Source organism: Undibacterium sp. GW821-FHT11B02 (assembly GCF_058808955.1).
On record NZ_JBXASD010000005.1, the window covers coordinates 508,549 to 526,057 of the forward strand.

General features: G+C 51.1%; 19 protein-coding genes and 1 pseudogene. 12 read left to right on the forward strand and 8 right to left on the reverse strand.

Translation table 11 applies throughout. The annotated features are described in order from the left end of the window. Positions 1-230: 230 nt before the first annotated feature. From rimJ to AC1RVX_RS13430, 5 genes are all read right to left on the reverse strand, one after another. On the reverse strand, positions 231-776 hold the full coding sequence (gene rimJ / locus AC1RVX_RS13410; protein WP_493217086.1) for a ribosomal protein S5-alanine N-acetyltransferase: 546 nt from the start codon (positions 774-776) through the stop codon (positions 231-233). 18 nt (positions 777-794) lie between these two features. Further along, on the reverse strand, positions 795-1,739 hold the full coding sequence (locus AC1RVX_RS13415; RefSeq protein ID WP_493217087.1) for a hydrogen peroxide-inducible genes activator: 945 nt from the start codon (positions 1,737-1,739) through the stop codon (positions 795-797). A gap of 205 nt (positions 1,740-1,944) precedes the next feature. Further along, complete coding sequence (locus AC1RVX_RS13420; protein WP_493217088.1) at positions 1,945-2,856, reverse strand: SDR family NAD(P)-dependent oxidoreductase; 912 nt, start codon at positions 2,854-2,856, stop codon at positions 1,945-1,947. A gap of 248 nt (positions 2,857-3,104) precedes the next feature. Further along, positions 3,105-3,479, reverse strand: a complete 375-nt coding sequence (locus AC1RVX_RS13425) for a hypothetical protein (protein WP_493217089.1) — start codon at positions 3,477-3,479, stop codon at positions 3,105-3,107. A 48-nt stretch (positions 3,480-3,527) separates the two neighbouring features. Continuing rightward, entirely contained in the window at positions 3,528-4,859 is a 1,332-nt protein-coding gene (locus tag AC1RVX_RS13430; protein ID WP_493217090.1) for a Xaa-Pro dipeptidase, read from the reverse strand. 244 nt (positions 4,860-5,103) lie between these two features. Here AC1RVX_RS13430 and AC1RVX_RS13435 point away from each other — a divergent pair, with 244 nt between their 5' ends. The 8 genes and pseudogenes from AC1RVX_RS13435 (at position 5,104) to AC1RVX_RS13470 (ending at position 12,685) form a co-directional block, all read left to right on the forward strand. Beyond that, positions 5,104-5,496: a hypothetical protein gene (locus AC1RVX_RS13435; RefSeq protein ID WP_493217091.1), complete on the forward strand. Its 393-nt coding sequence runs from the start codon at positions 5,104-5,106 to the stop codon at positions 5,494-5,496. Between the two features lie 690 nt (positions 5,497-6,186). Then, entirely contained in the window at positions 6,187-6,339 is a 153-nt protein-coding gene (locus AC1RVX_RS13440) for a tryptophan 7-halogenase (RefSeq protein WP_493217122.1), read from the forward strand. 43 nt (positions 6,340-6,382) lie between these two features. Beyond that, positions 6,383-6,520, forward strand: a pseudogene (locus tag AC1RVX_RS13445) (hypothetical protein); the annotation flags it as partial. 236 nt (positions 6,521-6,756) lie between these two features. Beyond that, positions 6,757-7,956 (forward strand): cation:proton antiporter, encoded by a 1,200-nt coding sequence (locus AC1RVX_RS13450; RefSeq protein WP_493217092.1) that lies wholly within the window; start codon positions 6,757-6,759, stop codon positions 7,954-7,956. Positions 7,957-7,980: 24 nt separating this feature from the next. Beyond that, positions 7,981-8,397: a hypothetical protein gene (locus AC1RVX_RS13455; protein ID WP_493217093.1), complete on the forward strand. Its 417-nt coding sequence runs from the start codon at positions 7,981-7,983 to the stop codon at positions 8,395-8,397. Between the two features lie 14 nt (positions 8,398-8,411). Further along, a complete protein-coding gene (locus AC1RVX_RS13460) occupies positions 8,412-10,289 on the forward strand; it encodes a glucokinase (protein WP_493217094.1) in 1,878 nt (625 codons plus the stop codon). Between the two features lie 77 nt (positions 10,290-10,366). After that, on the forward strand, positions 10,367-11,491 hold the full coding sequence (locus AC1RVX_RS13465) for a helix-turn-helix domain-containing protein (RefSeq protein WP_493217095.1): 1,125 nt from the start codon (positions 10,367-10,369) through the stop codon (positions 11,489-11,491). A gap of 120 nt (positions 11,492-11,611) precedes the next feature. Next, positions 11,612-12,685, forward strand: coding sequence for an alpha/beta hydrolase family protein (locus AC1RVX_RS13470; protein WP_493217096.1), 1,074 nt, complete (start codon positions 11,612-11,614; stop codon positions 12,683-12,685). A 222-nt stretch (positions 12,686-12,907) separates the two neighbouring features. Here AC1RVX_RS13470 and AC1RVX_RS13475 read toward each other — a convergent pair whose 3' ends face one another. Together AC1RVX_RS13475 and AC1RVX_RS13480 are read right to left on the reverse strand one after the other, a co-directional pair. Next, entirely contained in the window at positions 12,908-13,198 is a 291-nt protein-coding gene (locus tag AC1RVX_RS13475; RefSeq protein ID WP_493217097.1) for a GNAT family N-acetyltransferase, read from the reverse strand. Further along, positions 13,195-13,959, reverse strand: a complete 765-nt coding sequence (locus AC1RVX_RS13480) for a sulfite exporter TauE/SafE family protein (RefSeq protein ID WP_493217098.1) — start codon at positions 13,957-13,959, stop codon at positions 13,195-13,197. The genes AC1RVX_RS13475 and AC1RVX_RS13480 overlap by 4 nt, the downstream gene beginning before the upstream one ends. 105 nt (positions 13,960-14,064) lie before the next feature. On the opposite strand from AC1RVX_RS13480, the gene AC1RVX_RS13485 reads away from it, so the two are divergent. The 4 genes from AC1RVX_RS13485 to gloA2 all read left to right on the forward strand — a co-directional run bounded on the left by AC1RVX_RS13485 (position 14,065) and on the right by gloA2 (position 17,238). Further along, entirely contained in the window at positions 14,065-14,958 is an 894-nt protein-coding gene (locus AC1RVX_RS13485) for a LysR family transcriptional regulator (RefSeq protein ID WP_493217099.1), read from the forward strand. Positions 14,959-15,046: 88 nt separating this feature from the next. Further along, positions 15,047-15,922: a DUF6348 family protein gene (locus AC1RVX_RS13490; protein ID WP_493217100.1), complete on the forward strand. Its 876-nt coding sequence runs from the start codon at positions 15,047-15,049 to the stop codon at positions 15,920-15,922. 53 nt (positions 15,923-15,975) lie between these two features. After that, positions 15,976-16,812, forward strand: coding sequence for a branched-chain amino acid aminotransferase (locus AC1RVX_RS13495; RefSeq protein ID WP_493217101.1), 837 nt, complete (start codon positions 15,976-15,978; stop codon positions 16,810-16,812). Between the two features lie 27 nt (positions 16,813-16,839). Continuing rightward, complete coding sequence (gene gloA2 / locus AC1RVX_RS13500; RefSeq protein ID WP_493217123.1) at positions 16,840-17,238, forward strand: SMU1112c/YaeR family gloxylase I-like metalloprotein; 399 nt, start codon at positions 16,840-16,842, stop codon at positions 17,236-17,238. A gap of 88 nt (positions 17,239-17,326) precedes the next feature. Here the strand turns inward: gloA2 and AC1RVX_RS13505 are convergent. Continuing rightward, positions 17,327-17,509 (reverse strand): ExbD/TolR family protein (locus AC1RVX_RS13505; RefSeq protein WP_493217102.1); only part of this gene is annotated, 183 nt, incomplete at its 5' end.

Sequence of the window (17,509 nt, forward strand, 5' to 3'; positions counted from 1 at the left end):
AAGGAGATGCAACAACGCCAGGTTAATTTTGCAACAGTCTCTTAGCAACGAGTATAGCGATGACATGAATACTGCTTTCTGTAGAAAGGGGATGATTGAATGACAGCCTCAGAGGCTGCACATTTTTCATCTGATTTCGCAAAAGACCGCAGTATATATGTATAGCGAAGATAGTGATAAACAAAATGCAATGGTTGTTGGAAATGGATGGTTTGAGCGGTAAGGCAGGTTTATTCTACGGGGTTAACAAGGGCGGTCAATACATGGTCACGCCAGACACCGTTGATTTTCAGATAGGACCTGGCATAGCCTTCTTTTTCAAAACCCAGGCGGGTGAGCAGGGCTGCGCTGCGCTGGTTTTCTGGCACATAGTTGGCCATGACACGATGCAGATTATATGCATCGAACATATGTTGTATGCCCGCTAGCACGGCTTCAAACATGTATCCTTGTCCCTGTTGTTTTTCACCTATGGCGTAACCCAGGTGGCACGCCTGGAAGGCACCGCGCACGATATTACTGAAATTGCAGATGCCTATCATTTCATGATCCAGGCATACTGCAAAATGCACAGCCAGGCCAGCTTCCATCAAACGTATGCTGGCTGACAGACGTTCTTCACATTTTTCTATTGTAAAAAAACCGGCATCGCGACTTGGTTCCCAAGGTGCAAGATGGTCGCGATTGTTTAGCAGATAGTGTTGCAACAGTGGCGCATGTTCAGGCAAAAGCACACGTAATTGCAAGCGCGCGGTGGCGATGGCATCAATCATCATCAACAAGAAGTAACAGGATTATTGCGTACTGGGTGCTTCATCCAGCATGGTAACGCCAGGTAAATCACAAACCAGAACAGCCTGACGTATGGCTTCAATGGCGGCCTGACGGGTAAAACTCTTGCGCCAGGCAATCACCACGCGACGGTCAGGTGCAGGGGCGGTGAAAGGCAGGTAACGCAGCATGCCATCGCGTGCACCCATATCAGGTACTGATGCCATGGGTAACACCGTAATTCCTATGCCTGACGCCACCATGTGACGTATGGTTTCCAGCGACGAACCTTCAAAAGTTCTGGCGATGCCATCCCCGGTTGTCGAAAAACGTGCCATTTCAGGACAAACTTCAAGCACCTGATCGCGGAAACAATGGCCATTCCCCAGTAACAGCATGGTCTCAGACTTGAGCTCTTCTGCTGATACCTCACTACGCTTTGACCAGGCATGATCTTTCGGCATGGCGACCACGAATGGCTCGTCATACAAGGCTTGTACCATCAGGCCATGGTCAGGTATGGGCAGGGCGATGATCGCTGCATCCAGCTCACCCTGACGCAGCAATTCCAGCAGTTTGACGGTAAAGTTTTCCTGCAGCACCAAAGGCATCTGAGGTACCTGCTGTATCATGGTTTTGACCAGCGTGGGTAGCAAGTAAGGGCCAATGGTATAGATGACGCCCAGACGGAAAGGGCCAGCCAGGGGGTCCTTGTTTTGTTTGGCAATTTCTTTGATGGCTGCGGTTTGTTCCAGCACACGTTCGGCCTGGGCAACAATCTGCGCACCCAGCGGCGTGGTAGAAACTTCAGTACCACCGCGTTCAAAAATAGTGACGCCCAACTCATCTTCGAGTTTCTTGATGGCGACGGACAGCGTTGGCTGGGCAACAAAACAAGCTTCAGCCGCATGGCCAAAATGCTTTTGCCGGGCAACCGCAACGATGTATTTTAATTCTGTGAGTGTCATGCCGTTAGTTTGGCACAGACTGCAGGCAGCGTCAGCAAGTGCTTGAGGCTTGAGGCAGTTTTTTTTCTATTATTATAAGGAAACAGGGGAGTATCTATGAACAACCATGCCCTGCATGCATAGGATTGCTGAATTCGAGGATACTCTCGCCTGTCCCTAAATTGTAACCAGGCACCATCCATGATGGCTGATGCCTGGCTCAGGCTCAGGCTTTAAGCTGGCCCATGGCCTTACTCAGTTCCAGATGCCCTTGCGCGGTACCGCTCTCTGGTACAGTTTCCGCGTCGCGCTGCCTGACTTCACTCAGGCGTGCTGCCAGTTGTTCAGCGGCATCGTCGCCCCGGCCTACCCACACGCCTTGGGTCATGGTGATATGCGCGGCTTCAAAGCTGCCAGCACCGGCACACAGAATAGCGCGAGTCGGGGCCTGTTCCGAAGCCAGTACGAGCATCGCCGGTACGACATCAGACGGTTGCAGGGCTTTCAGGAGCTCTTCGGGGAACAGACTTTCCGTCATGCGGGTTGCTGCAGTCGGTGCCAGGCTATTGACGCGGATGTCATGCTTGGCCCCTTCCAGCGCCAGAGTTTGCATCAGGCCGACCAGTGCCATTTTGGCTGCACCGTAATTTGACTGACCGAAATTGCCGTACAGACCCGAAGACGAAGTCGTCATCACAATGCGGCCGTATTTCTGCTCCATCATGATGGGCCACACTGCCTTGCAGCAATGCACTGCACCCATCAGATGCACATCCAGTACCAGCTTGAAATCGGCAATATCCATTTTGGCGAAACTCTTGTCGCGCAGGATGCCGGCATTATTGATCAGGATATCGATACGGCCCCATTGCGCCATGGTGTCAGCTACCATGGCCTGTACCGCATCAAAGTCGGTTACCGATGCACCATTCGCGATCGCTTCACCACCCGCTGCGCGGATTTCTTCCACCACTGCAAGTGCGGCGGCAGACGAGCCACCCGATCCGTCACGGGCGCCGCCGAGGTCATTGACAACCACCTTGGCACCACGCGCAGCCAGTGCCAGTGCATGCTCACGTCCCAGTCCGCCACCTGCACCAGTCACGATGGCAACACGGCCTTTGAAGTCGATAGTCATTGTTAGTCCTTACTTATAAAAGTGCCTGCTTGTAGGCAAGCAGGCAGAGTAGTCAAAAGAGGTGTTATTGGGACTGACTCAAAACGGCACCGGCTGCGTTGTAGCTCCTCTCATAGAAGCCGCGTACTATTTGTACTGTCTTCGTCGCTACGCCTTGCTGGGACCGTTTTGCGTAAGTCCTATTTATATGATTTTGCCTTGCCCCGTGTTCATTTGAAGGCGCAGGTTTTACTGGCCCTGGGGGGTGTTTATTTGCCGGACTGCATCTGTGCATCAATATCTGCCAGACATTCGCGTCCGCGCTGTGTGATGAGCAATTTGCCACTTGCTGCGTCAACTTCCACATGTGCCTTCTTGCCGAGAAAGGTGGCGACCGGGCCAGGTAACACAGTGTCGGGGTCGTTGGCAATCGCACGCAGACCATCTATACATTGCTTGATGAACAGGGTTTGCCGACCGGTTTCAGTCAGCTCCAATGTGCCATCCTTGCGGTAAGTCATGAGCTTGATACCGCACAGGCGTTTGGCATTGCGGCTGATGCAGGCACTTGGCTTGCCCTGGCGTGGTAACTTGCTTAATTGCTCAAGGGCGTCATATTCATCTATGCTTAGTTTGTGACTCATTGCTGCTTTCCAGGGTGGTTGAGGGCCTGATACCCTCATATGTTTACATTACTTGATTTCTTGTTTGGCTGTCGTTTTGTAGATGTTGCCATTTTTCATGACGAAAGATACTTTGGTCAGGACCGTGACATCGGCCAGCGGATCTGCTTCTACCGCGATCAGGTCAGCAAATTTACCAGCTGTGATACTGCCGATTTTTTCTTTTTGCCCCAACAGGTCGGCGGCGTTGATGGTGGCTGCCTGTATTGCCTGCATTGGCGTCATACCGTATTTGACCATGTAATAAAACTGCTTGGCATTGTCGCCATGTGGGTACACGCCAGCATCAGTACCAAAGGCCATACGCGCACCACCTTGCAGGGCTGCGCGGAAGTTGTCGCGCTGCTTCTGGCCTATTGCCCTTTCTTTTTCCAGTGATTCTGGTAAGAAGCCAGCTTTCTCACCTTCGCCCAGAATATAGTCATCGTTGTAGATATCCATGACCAGCCAGGTGCCGTGCTGTTTAGCCAGCTTGATGCCTTCTGCATCGATCAGGCTGCTATGTTCTACCGAGTCTACTCCGGCACGAATGGCATCGCTGATGCCGCTGGCACCGTGGGCATGAGCCGCTACCTTGCGTCCCAGCTTATGTGCTTCCTGCACGATGGCTTGCATTTCTTCCAGCGTATATTGCTGGGCACCTGCGGCATCACCCTTGGACAAGACGCCACCTGTAGCGCAAATCTTGATCTGGTCTGCGCCGTATTTTGCCATTTCCCTGACCTTGCTGCGGGCAGCCCAAGGGCCATCCGCCACTCCCTTACCGACATCATTGTATTCGGGAGGCAGCAGATTATTGTCGCAATGCCCACCTTTGATACCCAATGCATAACCGGATGCCAGTATGCGAGGGCCAGGGAAGTCACCATCATTGATGGCATCACGCAGAGCGATATCAGCAAAACCTTCGGAACCGACATCGCGGACAGTCGTAAAACCCGCATTCAGGGTATCACGCGCAGCTCTGACTCCATACAGTGCTGCACGTACGTTTGAGGTGCCGAGCGAGCTATAGCCATGCTGATGCGGGTTGCTGGTTAAATGAGTATGTGCATCGATCAGGCCGGGCAGTACAGTGGCATTTGACAAATCAATCACTATGGCATTAGCGGGGATGGCGGTGGTCGCCATCGGGGTAATAGCGGTAATGCGCTCACCATCGATCATGATTAACTGATCACGTAAAACTTTGGCAGTTTCCACGTCGATCAGTTTGCCTGCTTTAATGACGATCAGGTTTTTTGTAATTGTCTTTTCTTCGGCAAACACCGTGGCTGAAGCAAGCAGTAGACCGCTGCAAAACAGGTTGGCAAATACTTTTTGTATCTGAGGTTTTTTCATTATTTTTTACTCTGAGTGTGTTTTTTGGCGAGTATCTCCTTCGAATATAACATAGCACTCATGGAAAATTTAATAGCTGTGGGTGGTCGGGGAGTAAATTGACTGCTTGCAAAGGGTTGGGCAGATGGAAGTGCGAAAAAGATCAGCCCAGGTTTTGAATGGGGTTTTGATAGCCAGAGGCATTGCAGTCAGGCCAGCCTTCAGGTATGTTGGCACTATTTCTGTTCATCCTTCCAGGCACGTCATGTTGATCTTCATTGTTATTGCTGCTACGTTGTTGATGTTGACCAGTGTCTGGGGTTTTGTCGGTATCTGGCGCTTTGCCAGGTCAGGCTCGATCCCAAAGAACTGGAAGAAACTGATTTTTTCCACTTTAGCTGCGGGCGTGTTGTTGGGATTGCTCTCCAGTCTGACAACGTTCTGGATGTTATTGCCTTATCCAAATAGTTTGGGGCCGGGTTGGTTTGCTGGCTTGCCTTTCATGGCGGTGTACGTTGATGCCAACGACAATTATTACCAGTTTAGTTTCACTCAGATCAGTGTAATTGCAAATGCCTGCTTCTGGTTTTTGTTGCCATTTGCTTTTTTGCGATTGTACGGCGCAGTATGGCGACGCCGGCAAGTGACTGCAGCATAAAACTTCAGGCGTGATCGCATCCTTCCACCTGCCACTGAGTTTGAATCAGTGGAGTATCCTCCTTTTTCCTTTCTTGTTGATCTTTTTATGTGATTGGCAACCATATTTCGCCATTCAAATGGCTGTAGTTGCAATAACGTCATGTCGGATATTGGTGGTCGAATTTATTGTTTTGATTCCAAATGAATTGTAGAAGAATGACAATTTTAGCAATAAAATGAGTGGCTTTATAGTGATAAGTAGTATAGCTACATGTTTCACTTCGCCACTTTATAAAGTATTCGCAACATGATCACGTGAAAATAAAGGGGTTTCCCTATAAATTTGCATGGAAACGCATTTATTTTGTGTTTTTATAATCTTGGTTTGACATGTAATCTAGTTTTAGTACGAAATCCATTTCGGGGTCCTGGATGTTGATTGTCAGGTTGGAATGTTGGGTTTTTGCTTGATAGCTCGAAGAGTGCGTGTCATACAAAAGCGTGAAGAGACATGACATCGATGGGGCATACCTTTGGTGACATCGCACAGATATTAGTCATGTGTATTGCAGCAAGTATTGTGGCTGTGATGAAATGGCGTCTGTATTGCAGGCAAATTTTGACGGTAAGCCTTTGGCTGACCTGCATGTGATCAGGTTCCAAAGTCTGGAGCCAGAATGTGGTGGCGATAGCGCTTGCTGGCTGATTTCTGGAGCCGCAGGAATCCAACAGCATTCGTCTCATACAATCTGTGATTGTACGCCTCATCAATTTCTTCCCTGATCAGGGTTTCAATGCAGTTGATCTTGCAGGATGCAATTGCCAGTCACGTTTTGAATATGAACGCACCTGTACCCAATGATTTTGCATTGCAAGCTGAATCTGCTTGAAGATCTGATTTCTGGAAAACTTGTGCCACCATGCAGGTGCCAGACAGTCTGCAGCACAAGATTGATTTGTTCAGTGTTATCGGTCGCTTGCTGCGTATTGAGCATGAATTGTTTGTCAAGGCTGGTTGCGGGTATTTGAAGGGTAAAATTTAGTCCCTGAAAATACCAATCATCTGGTAGATTTGCAGACCGAAGCGGATACGATCGACTATCTCGAAAGTGTGCGTGGAGTCGTGCAGAATGCGTAGTCATCATGCGGGATCGTGCTGCCTATATTGTCCAGTATTGCACAGCCAGAATTCAAGCAATACAGGTACAGGAGACGCCGCCAGAAAGACAGGTGGTGCAGAAAAACATAAACCTTAATCTAAAAAATTATGCATACAGGGATGAGTACTACTGAGATTTTCTTGATTGCGATGTTTGTGATTTTTACCTTGCCCTACCTGATCTGGCGGGTAGGTAAAACTGACTATTACGCACCACTGGTAGTCGTGCAAATTATCACTGGTATCTTGCTGGGCCCAGGCGTGTTGGGTGCCGTTTATCCAGATTACTATAAATTTGTGTTCAATCCCCAGGTAATACAGTCGCTGAACGGTATCGCCTGGTGGGCCGTGATGATCTTTGTCATGGTTGCCGGAATAGAACTGGACTTGAAGAAGGCCTGGGAGCACAGGCGTGAAAGCACCATTACTGCGGGACTGGCACTGGGCATGCCCTTGCTGTTCGGCTGTGTTGCTGGCCTGGGTTTGTTGACCATGGATGGCTGGATGGGGCCTAAAGCCATGAGCTGGCAATTTGTGCTGGGTGTCGGTATGGCATGTGCCGTCACAGCCTTGCCTATCCTGATATTGTTGATGGAAAAACTGGAAATTTTACGTCAACCCATCGGTCAGCGCATCCTGCGTTATGCCAGCCTGGACGATATTGCGATCTGGGGTGTGTTGGCAATTATTTTGCTCGACTGGACCAGGGTAGGGCGGCAAGTTGGTTTTCTGTTGTTATTTGCAGTCACTACCTATCTGTTTCGCAAACTTATGGTCTGGCTGCAAGAGCGTGATCGCTGGTACGTGGGGCTGATCTGGTTGGCGGCCTGCAGTTTTGCTGCTGATTGGGCCGGCCTGCATTATATGGTGGGTGCTTTCCTGGCCGGGGCCGTCATGGATGCACACTGGTTTAATCAGGAAAAAATGGATTTGATGCGCCATCATGTGCTGCTGGCAATCATGCCGGTGTTTTTTCTGAGTACAGGCTTGCGTACCAACTGGGCGGTAGGTGGTGTTACAGTATTCGTTGCGGCTGCTGTACTGCTGGTCGCATCTGTAGGCGGAAAATTGATAGGTATACAGGTGGCTGGCAAGATATTGAAATGGGAAAAAGGAGAGGCTTCCATCATAGGTTGGCTATTGCAGACCAAGGCTTTGATCATGATCATTTTCGTCAATGTTTTATTGGATAAAAGCATTATTACCAGCGAGACCTTTACGGCCTTGTTGTTGATGGCCATCGCCAGCACCATGCTGACCGTGCCTATCGTGTACCCGAAATTACAGAAGATGAAGGAACTTATTTTCAGGAGCAAGTAAAGTATCTGAAAGTTTGCCTTTGGTATGGGAAATGTCCGCTGCTTCGGTGAAAGTGGCGGACATTTTTCTTTTTATTTTCATGTCTTTTGCGTAAGCTCAACTGTAAAACGCCCAGGGAAAGATGGTGTAGGTCCCGAGTCAGAAATGGCCCCGTCTTTTGTCTGCGATAAACAGAAGCAGTTGCTGAGCAGGGATGCACGCTGGGAAAAATGCTGTTCATTACCTGCGCGTACAACGGGAGTATCAAATGATGTTGCACGCAAGAGGACGTCGCTGCAATGGAGCAATATTGCTCAGGTAACTAACTGGAATGCGGTGTTTGTTGGCTGGTTTGCCCAGATCAGACTGACGATTGTGGTAAATTGCGGGATTGAGGGATTAATGCCCGAATGGCAGGGATGGCAGGATGGCAGTATTTGTTCCCGGAATGGTAAAACGTGACACATGAAGACAGCATGACGACAGAACACGCACTTGTAGAACATGGCAATGCCGCAGGTTTTTCTGGTGGCCCACGATTATTGGCCGATATTGGTGCCACCCATGCACGTTTTACGCTTGAATCATCACCGGGCGTGTTTGAATCCGTCAAGGTCTTGAAATGTGACGAATATCCGGACGTCATTGCGCTGTTGCGCGCTTACCTGACATTGGTACCTGCCAACAAGGTGCATCATGCGGCCTTTGCGCTGGCCAATCCCATCGATGGTGACCAGGTCAGGATGACCAACCGTGACTGGGCTTTTTCAATCGAAGATGTACGCCGTGAATTTGGGCTGTACACTTTGCTCATCGTCAATGACTTTACAGCGCTGGCGATGTCTTTGCCTGGCTTGCAGGCCAAAGACCTGATGCAGGTGGGTGGCGGTACGCCCGTCGCCAAATCTGTGATTGGTGTACTGGGGCCGGGTACCGGTTTGGGCGTGTCTGGTCTGATCCCTACTTCCGATGGTTTTGTGACACTGGGCAGTGAGGGTGGGCACGTCAATTTTGCCCCTGCGGATGAACGCGAATATGCCATCCTGCAATTTGCCTGGAAAGAATGGCCACATGTCTCCACAGAACGCCTGATTTCTGGTCCTGGTCTGGAATTGATTTACCGCGCCCTTGCCAATCGTCATAAAAAAACTGTCAAGGCCCTGCCGGCACAAGACATCATGCGTGGTGCGCTGACTGATGGTGATGCTTTGTGTCTGGAAACACTGGAATGCTTTTGCGGCATGCTGGGCAGTTTCAGCGCCAATCTGGCAGTGACACTGGGGGCTTTTGGCGGGATTTATATCGGTGGTGGTATCGTGCCACTGATGGGCGAGCGTTTTGCGACTTCTCCTTTCCGTAGCCGTTTTGAAGCCAAGGGGCGTTTTTCCAGTTATCTGGCACAAATCCCTACCTTTGTGATCACCACACCAAACCCGGCTTTTTACGGCGTATCGGCGATTTTGTCGGAACACTTGCGTGGCAGCAGTGGTGACAGTTCACTGATGGATCGCATACAGCAATTGCACGCTGAGCTGACACCCGCCGAAAGACGGGTTGCCAGCCTGGTGCTGGAAAACCCACGCACCGTACTGAATGAAGCCATTGCAGAAATTGCCCGCCTGGCCGATGTCAGTCAACCTACTGTGATTCGGTTTTGCCGTTCCCTCGGCTTTCTGGGCTTGGCCGATTTCAAACTTAAATTTGCCAGCAGCCTGACCGGCACCATACCGGTAAGGCATAGCCAGGTACGCATGAGCGATAGTACCCATGACCTGAGTGCCAAGGTCATTGACAATACCGTGTCGGCGATTTTGAATTTCCGCGATCAGCTCGATGTACGCTCGCTGGATCAGGCGATTGCGCTGCTGCGCAAGGCCAACAAGGTCGAGTTCTATGCCATGGGTAATTCACGGGCGGTGGCGCTGGATGGCCAGCATAAATTTTTCCGCTTCCGTATTCCTACTGCTTCCTATGGCGATGCCCATTTGTTTTCCATGGCGGCAGAATTGTTGAATCCGGGTGATGTGGTAATCGTCGTGTCCAATTCCGGCAAGTTGCCGGAACTGTTGAAAGCGGTGGATGCAGCCTTGCATGCCGGGGCTGATGTCATCGCCATCACGCCGAATCAATCGCCACTGGCCAAAAAGGCGACGGTCTGCCTGGCCGTTAATCATTCAGAAGACAATGCCACTTTCCTGTCCATGATTTCACGCATATTGCAATTGCTACTCATTGATATTCTGGCAGTTGGTTTGTCTATCGATGCACCAGTGACTGATGCTGGTGGCGATGAAGTCAAACGCAAGGAATTATCGCGTTTCAGTAATCTGCTGATTTCACACCTTGACAGTTGACTGGTTGGTACTTCAGGCGCTTGCGCAAATTAGCGGCTTGCTGCTATCGTGATCATCTTTGACGGTGATGATCTGCTATGCCGCTGACCGAACCCCTGGTGCTGCTGGATGCTGGACTGCGTGGCACCCTGATTGCCCTGTTGTTATTATTGTCGACCATACTCTGGCGCGACCGGCCACACCTGACCGTGGTGCGTGCCGGTATCGCTCTTTGCCTGGGGCTGGCAATACAGGTATTGGCAGCCACCCCTTTGTTTGAAGCGATGGTGCCGCGCATGTGGCAGGCACCGCTGGTGGCGGTTTCTGTAGCGAACGCCGTGCTGTTCTGGATTTTTGTGCAAGCTCTTTTTGACGATGACTTTGTGTGGCGTCCCCTGCATGCTGCGCTCTGGCTGGCCGTAGCTGGACTCAGTGGATTGAATTGCGCTGTGGTCGCTGGCAGCTCATCTATACTGACGCCGCTATTGCTGGGTGTGCAGCGCGGCGTTCCGCTGTTGTTTGCGGCTCTTGCCGCCCTGGCTGCAGCCAGGCAATGGCGTACTGACCTGGTAGAGCAACGTCGGCGTCTGCGTGCATTTATTGTGATTACCGGCATTGCCTACACCGTCATCCTGCTGGCGGCACGACTGGGTTCGCCACATGGACGTTTATTGGGACCAACAGCAGCAGCTGATGTTCTTATTCTGCTGGTGATCATCGCTACTGTGGCTGTCAAGATGTTGCAACTGGGGAATCAGGATCTATTTCCCGCGCCACGCCACCCGACATTGCCTGCATCTGGGCAAGTCGATATGTTGCCAATTGATGAGGCGCTATCCCCAGCACCCAAAGTCGTAGAGCATGATCCCGCCGAAGATCGTCTTGCTGCCACATTGCAAAGCCTGATGAAGGAAGAGCGCTTGTATCGTAGCGAAGATTTAAGCCTGGCCAGTCTGGCTGCCCGTTTGCAATTACCCGAATATCGCGTACGCCGCCTGATTAACCAGCGGCTGGGTTATCGCAATTTCAATGCGTATATCAATGAATTTCGCCTGACGGAAGCATGCTCCGCTCTTAAAGATCCGGCGCTGCGGGATTTGCCCGTCTTAAGCATCGCCCTGGAAGCAGGTTTTCAGTCCATAGGGCCATTCAATCGGGCTTTCAAGGCGGCGACAGGGCTGACGCCTACCGAGTTTCGCAAAGAAAATATGGCCGATTTCTGAAATCGGCTAGCCGTATTCTGCAATTTTCAGTCTCTGGCAAGACATCGTATTGTTTCAAACCCATAGTCAGGTTCACCACAGGCAGACGCTTGTGGCTCCCAAATGAACTGGAGTCTGACTATGCATAACTTAGCTATTTTTCTTTTTACCTTTCAACGGATTTGGCAGCGTTACCTCTTTTCGCTACTGATCTTCGTACTATTCTTATTTGCAGGCAGGGCGCACGCAAGTGTCGGACTGGCTGAGATACCTCCGACAACCAGTGATGGCACCATTACCCTGTTTTATCCTGCGCAGGCTGAAGAACAACCTGTCAGACGCGGGCGTTTTGTCTTTAACCTGGCAGATCGGGCCGAACCGATAAAGGGTAATGGACGCCTGATTGTTATTTCACACGGTTCAGGTGGTGGCCCCTGGGTGCATGTCAATCTTGCCCGTGCCCTGGTTGAAGCCGGCTTTGTGGTCGCCATGCCTCAACATTATGCGGATAATTACCTGGATGACAGTAATCCAGGGCCAGATAGCTGGACCCTGAGACCGGCAGAAGTGTCGCACGCCATTGACGCAGTCGGGCGTGATTCGCGTTTTTCAACTTTGCTGATGCTGGATAAGGTGGGTATTTACGGTATGTCTGCAGGTGGGCATACCGCCCTGAGTATGGCTGGCGGGCGCTGGTCACCTGATGGCTTCAGGCAGCATTGTGAAGCTAGTCTGGTAGAAGATTTTCAGTCCTGTGTCGGCCTGATTACCCGTTTGACGGGCGGGATGTTGGATGGCATCAAGAAGTGGGCTGCCATGCTGGTGATACGACATCGTTTCAGCGATGCGACGCCGCGTGAACACCATGACCCCAGGGTGGCCGCCGTGGTTGCGGGTGTACCGACTGCTGCTGACTTTGACATGACATCGCTGGAACATCCGGCGATGCCGGTAGCCCTGATCACAGCAGGACAAGACCGGTGGTTGATACCGCGTTTTCACAGCGATCTGGTCATGCAAACCTGTAAAAGCTGCGTGCGTTTGGCCGACTTGCCTGCTGCTGGACATGGCGCATTGTTGTCTCCCCTGCCGCCTGGATTGACAGGATTGGTTGGCGACATGCTTAATGATCCACCTGGATTTGATCGTAGTCAGATGGCTGAAGTTGACCAGAAAATCGCCCGTTTTTTTGAACAGCACTTACTGCAGAAGTAAAGTTGAATAATAGTTGAGCAGCAGGGTGTTATTTGGTAAGTAAATAATTGAAGCTGAAAGACACCGTGTCAGTGTTAGTCAGATTGACACTGATATGGTGCAACGCATATGAGCGTAACAGCACGAACTGGCAGGTATGCCAGGTATGGCAGTTATGGCAGATCAAACAGACCTATTTGTGTTGGCTCAATTGCGTTGCTCAGTTTGATACCAAGTGTCTTGTCAGTGGGTACTTGCGGGTCTGAGGGTTTGCTGACAGGTGACTTCCAGCCCAGGCAAGTCAGAATGCAGGAAATTCAGCAGGGCCCTGGCAATACCCAGTTCGCGAAATGCTGGTTTCACATACAGGACGTTGATATGGATATGCGTGCCACTGATGTTGCAATCAAGTGCACCTACATGCTGCTTGTCCCAGAATGCATTGAATTGGACACTGCATTGATCGGTGCCACTACACTGCTTGCAGATCTTCAGGGTGTCTGCCAGATTGTTATTGGGTATTGTGTTCGTCATCCTCTCGCTCCCCAGAGATAGTGCAGCCCCAGCATCAGCAAACCGATAAAAAAACAGCGCTTGAAGATCGAAGGCTGCATCTTGCCGCGCAAGAATTGCCCCAGCTGCATACCGGCAATAGCTGGCAACAATGCAAAAAGAGAGTTGCCTGCAGCACTCCAGTGCCATTGCCCTGTCCATGCCAAATTGGCGGCGAGGGCAATGGTAGAAACGGTAAACGTCAGGCCCATGGCTTGTATTAAGTGGTCTTTATCCAGGTTCAGGGTTTGCAAAAAAGGGACGGATGGCATCACAAATACGCCGGTGGTGGCGGTGACTATGCCCGTCAACGTACCAGCAACAGAAGCCATTCTGGTTTCCAGCCTGACTGGCATAATCCAGTGAAACGATGCCAGACCCATGCCTGCGTAGACAATCAGCGCCAGACCCAGGCCGATATCCGACCAGTAAGCATTGACACGTGTCAGCAGCAGGGCAGAAGCAAATGTACCAGCGCAGATACCCAGCAGCATGGGGCGCAGGCGATGCAATAACTGGGGCAGATCAGGGCCAGTGGCAAGCTGCCATATATTCGTTAAAAGCGAAGGCATGATCAATAAAGCTGCTGCCTCCATGGCCGGCATCGACAAACTCAGCAAGCCTATGGCAACCGTTGGCAAGCCCAGACCCACAATGCCCTTGACCATACCAGCCAGTATAAAGACCAGACAGATCATCAGGAACTGCTGGTAGCTGCCGAAAAGGTTAAGCAAGTTTTCCATTCAAACAGTTTGCCATTACCAGCAAGAACTGAAAATGTGGAATACACTCAGCCAGCCTCCGGATTATACTTAGGCTGAAATGAACGAGATGATAGGGACCACACAATGCGCTTTGATCTGGTCGATTTACAATTGTTTCTGCATGTGGTGGAAGCGGGCAGCATTACTGCGGGTGCTAACCGCAGCCATCTGGCATTGGCGTCGGCCAGTGCTCGTTTGCGAGGTATGGAAGAACAGTTGGGTGTACCCCTGCTGACACGTAACCGACGTGGCATAGAATTAACCGATGCTGGCCGCACGTTATTGCATCACGCCCGGTTGCTGATGCAGCAAATGGAAAGAATGCGCGGTGACCTGGGTGAGTATGCGCAAGGTCTGAAGGGGCATATACGTTTGTTATGCAATACCTCCGCCCTGACAGAGTTTTTGCCACAGGCTCTGGCGGCCTATATGCATGCGCATCCGCATGTGAATATTGAAGTGGAAGAACGATTGAGCAATGACATTGTGCAGGCACTGATAGAAGGCCAGGCTGATATCGGCATCGTGGCCAATACAGTCAGTAGTGCGGGTTTGCAGACTTTTCCCTTTCGGCACGATCAACTGGTGCTGGTTACAGCGCGTGAACATCCTTTGACAGAGCTGGCAGATGCTGCTGGCAGGGTTTCATTTGCTGATAGCCTGGCCTATGATTTTGTTGGACTGGCTGGTGACAGCGCACTGCAACAATATCTGAATGATCATGCCACCAGGCTAGGGCAGCGCCTGCATTACCGGTTGCGTCTGCGTAGCTTTGACGGCATCTGCAGCATGGTGGAAAGTGGTGCCGGCATTGCCATCATTCCTGAAACAGCGGCATTGCGTTACGAGAAAATAATGAAGATCAGCCAATTGCAACTGACCGATGTGTGGGCGGTGCGGCAACTGCTGATTTGCGTGCGGCAGTATGATGAATTGCCTGCCCATGCACGCGAATTGATTTCCATGATCAAGACATGAACTGCTTTCAGATTTACAGGATTCGCTCGCTCACGGTGCGTTCTTGTTACAATGCAGGCTGATTGCTGCTATCTTTTCTCTCCTGTCCATGTCCCTTGTTCATTCATTTACTAAAGCATTTAACGCAGCCAAGGCCAAGTTGCTTCCTGCCCCGGCTGCTTCGCAACAACTCCCAGTCGCACCATCCATTGAAACAGATCCGGTGTTGATGCAGATGATGTTTGAGGTATTGGTTGCGGAAGATATCAAGGCCACATGGCAAGGCAACTACCTTCGTCTGGTAGATGGCCTGGTACTGGGTGCCGAGCGGGTGGAAACTGTGGCACTGGCGGAAGACAAGTTCAGAACCTGTACCCGTATCCATGTCAGCCATGCTGAATATTTTCCCCAAGGCCTTAGTGAATATCAACATGCAATGGGGACGAGTGAAGTGCTGGCCATGACCGAAGGTTTTCGCACCTGGGCGCGAATGGATTTGCTGGCCTTACTGGATGCCACGCGTGAATTTCCCAAAGACTGTACCGTCATCGAAATGAATGTGGCAAGTGAGACAGACGTTGCTGCGGGTAAGGCCGTGTACCGTCAAGTCATACTGGGGCCGGTGGCCCATCTTGCTACATTGCCCGCACCCAAGCTCAAGGAAGAGCACCCGTTTTGCCCTTGCTGTCTGTTCACGGAAAGCATGCCTGCTTTTCATGATCTGCTGCAGAGCAATCAATTTTTAGGCGTGCGTCTGTTTGCTTCTCGCGACAACGAAGGCAAGCTGGCCGCTGACTGCCGCGTGAATGGCGAGGATTTTTTAGCTGCAACCGAACATCTGCAACACTATGCTGAAAAATGGCCGCAGCGCGGTCTTGAATTTCGCAAACAATATGTCGTGATCAGAAGCAGCGGTCGCAGTGTGAATCCCGGTGGCACTATTCAATCTGGAGATAACGTCAATGCCCAGGCTGAACAGGCGTAGACAGGCATGCTGTAGAATCAAACGCCATCGATTTCTAACGTTGAGGAATACTTATGTACCGCACTTATTTCAAAGGTCAATGGAGCGAAGGTAATACGCCTTTGTTTGGAGCAATGGATCATGCCGTCTGGCTGGGCTCTTCGGTATTTGATGGAGCACGTTCCATACGCGGCCTGACACCGGATTTGCGTCTGCATCTGCAAAGGGTCATACAATCGGCACAAAGGCTGGGTTTGCAATGTCCATATACTGTGGATGAACTGGAAGCTTTGTGCCGCGAGGGCATCGCCCTGTTTCCGGCAGATGCAGAACTGTATATACGCCCGCTGGTATTTGGCACCGATGGCCTGTTGATCCCAGAGCCAACAACATCCGGTTTTGCGCTGACGCTGTTTGATGCAGCCATGCCGGCTTTCTCGGGCTTTTCTGCCTGTCTGTCCAGCCTGCGTCGCCCCGATCCTTCGATGGCACCGACAGATGCCAAGGCTTCCTGTCTGTATCCAAATTCCACCAAGGCTTTGCGTGAAGCCAAGGACCGTGGCTACGATAATGCTGTGGTCTGTGACGTGCATGGCAATGTGGCTGAATTTGCGACGGCCAATATCTTTTTTGTGACGGCAGACAATGAAATTGTCACCCCTGTTGCGAATGGCAGTTTTTTGTCCGGGATCACCCGTGCCCGCGTCATCGGCCTGTTGAAAGAAGATGGCAAGCAAGTGTCAGAGCGCACGGTCAAGCCGGAAGAACTGTTGCATGCCAAAGAGATTTTCAATACCGGCAATTTTGCAAAAGTCACACCGTGCACCCGTTATGAAGACCGCCAGTTGCCGGTAGGTGAAATAGCCACCCGTGCGCGTGACCTGTATTTTGCCTTCATGGAAAAACAGTAAGTCTGGCTGTGACGGTTGGTCATGAATATGCTCAAGCGCATTCATCACGTTGCCATTATTTGCGCTGATTATGCAGTTTCCAGGCATTTCTATACTGAATGCCTGGGCCTGCGCATCATTGCAGAAAATTACAGGGTAGAAAGACAGTCGTACAAGCTGGACCTGGCCTTGCCTGATGGTTCCCAGCTTGAACTGTTTTCCTTCCCTGATGCGCCAGCCAGGCCTTCACGTCCTGAAGCACAGGGCTTGCGTCATCTGGCATTTGAAGTGGATGATGTAGCTGCCTGCAAGGCACTGCTGGAAGCGCAGGGCATAGCTGTAGAGGCGATACGTATTGATGAATTCACCAACAGGCGCTTCGTGTTTTTTGCTGACCCCGATGGCTTGCCGCTGGAACTCTATGAGGCTGTGCCCGTAAATGGCTGAGGGCAGTTGCCGACTGTAATGTAATGTGCTGAGTACAAAAGCAAAAAGGCAGGAAAACCTGCCTTTTTGCATTGATGCGCCATCGTGTTTATTTCAAGAACTGTTCATTCCCGACCATGCCGATCTTGGTCACACCCAGACGCTGCGCTGCTGCCATCACCGCGGCCACCGATTTGTACGGTACCACAGCCACTGGACGCAAATGCACTTCTGGCTGGTCTGCTGCGGTTGCCACAGCCAGCAGTTTGCTTTCCAGCTCTGCATGATTAAC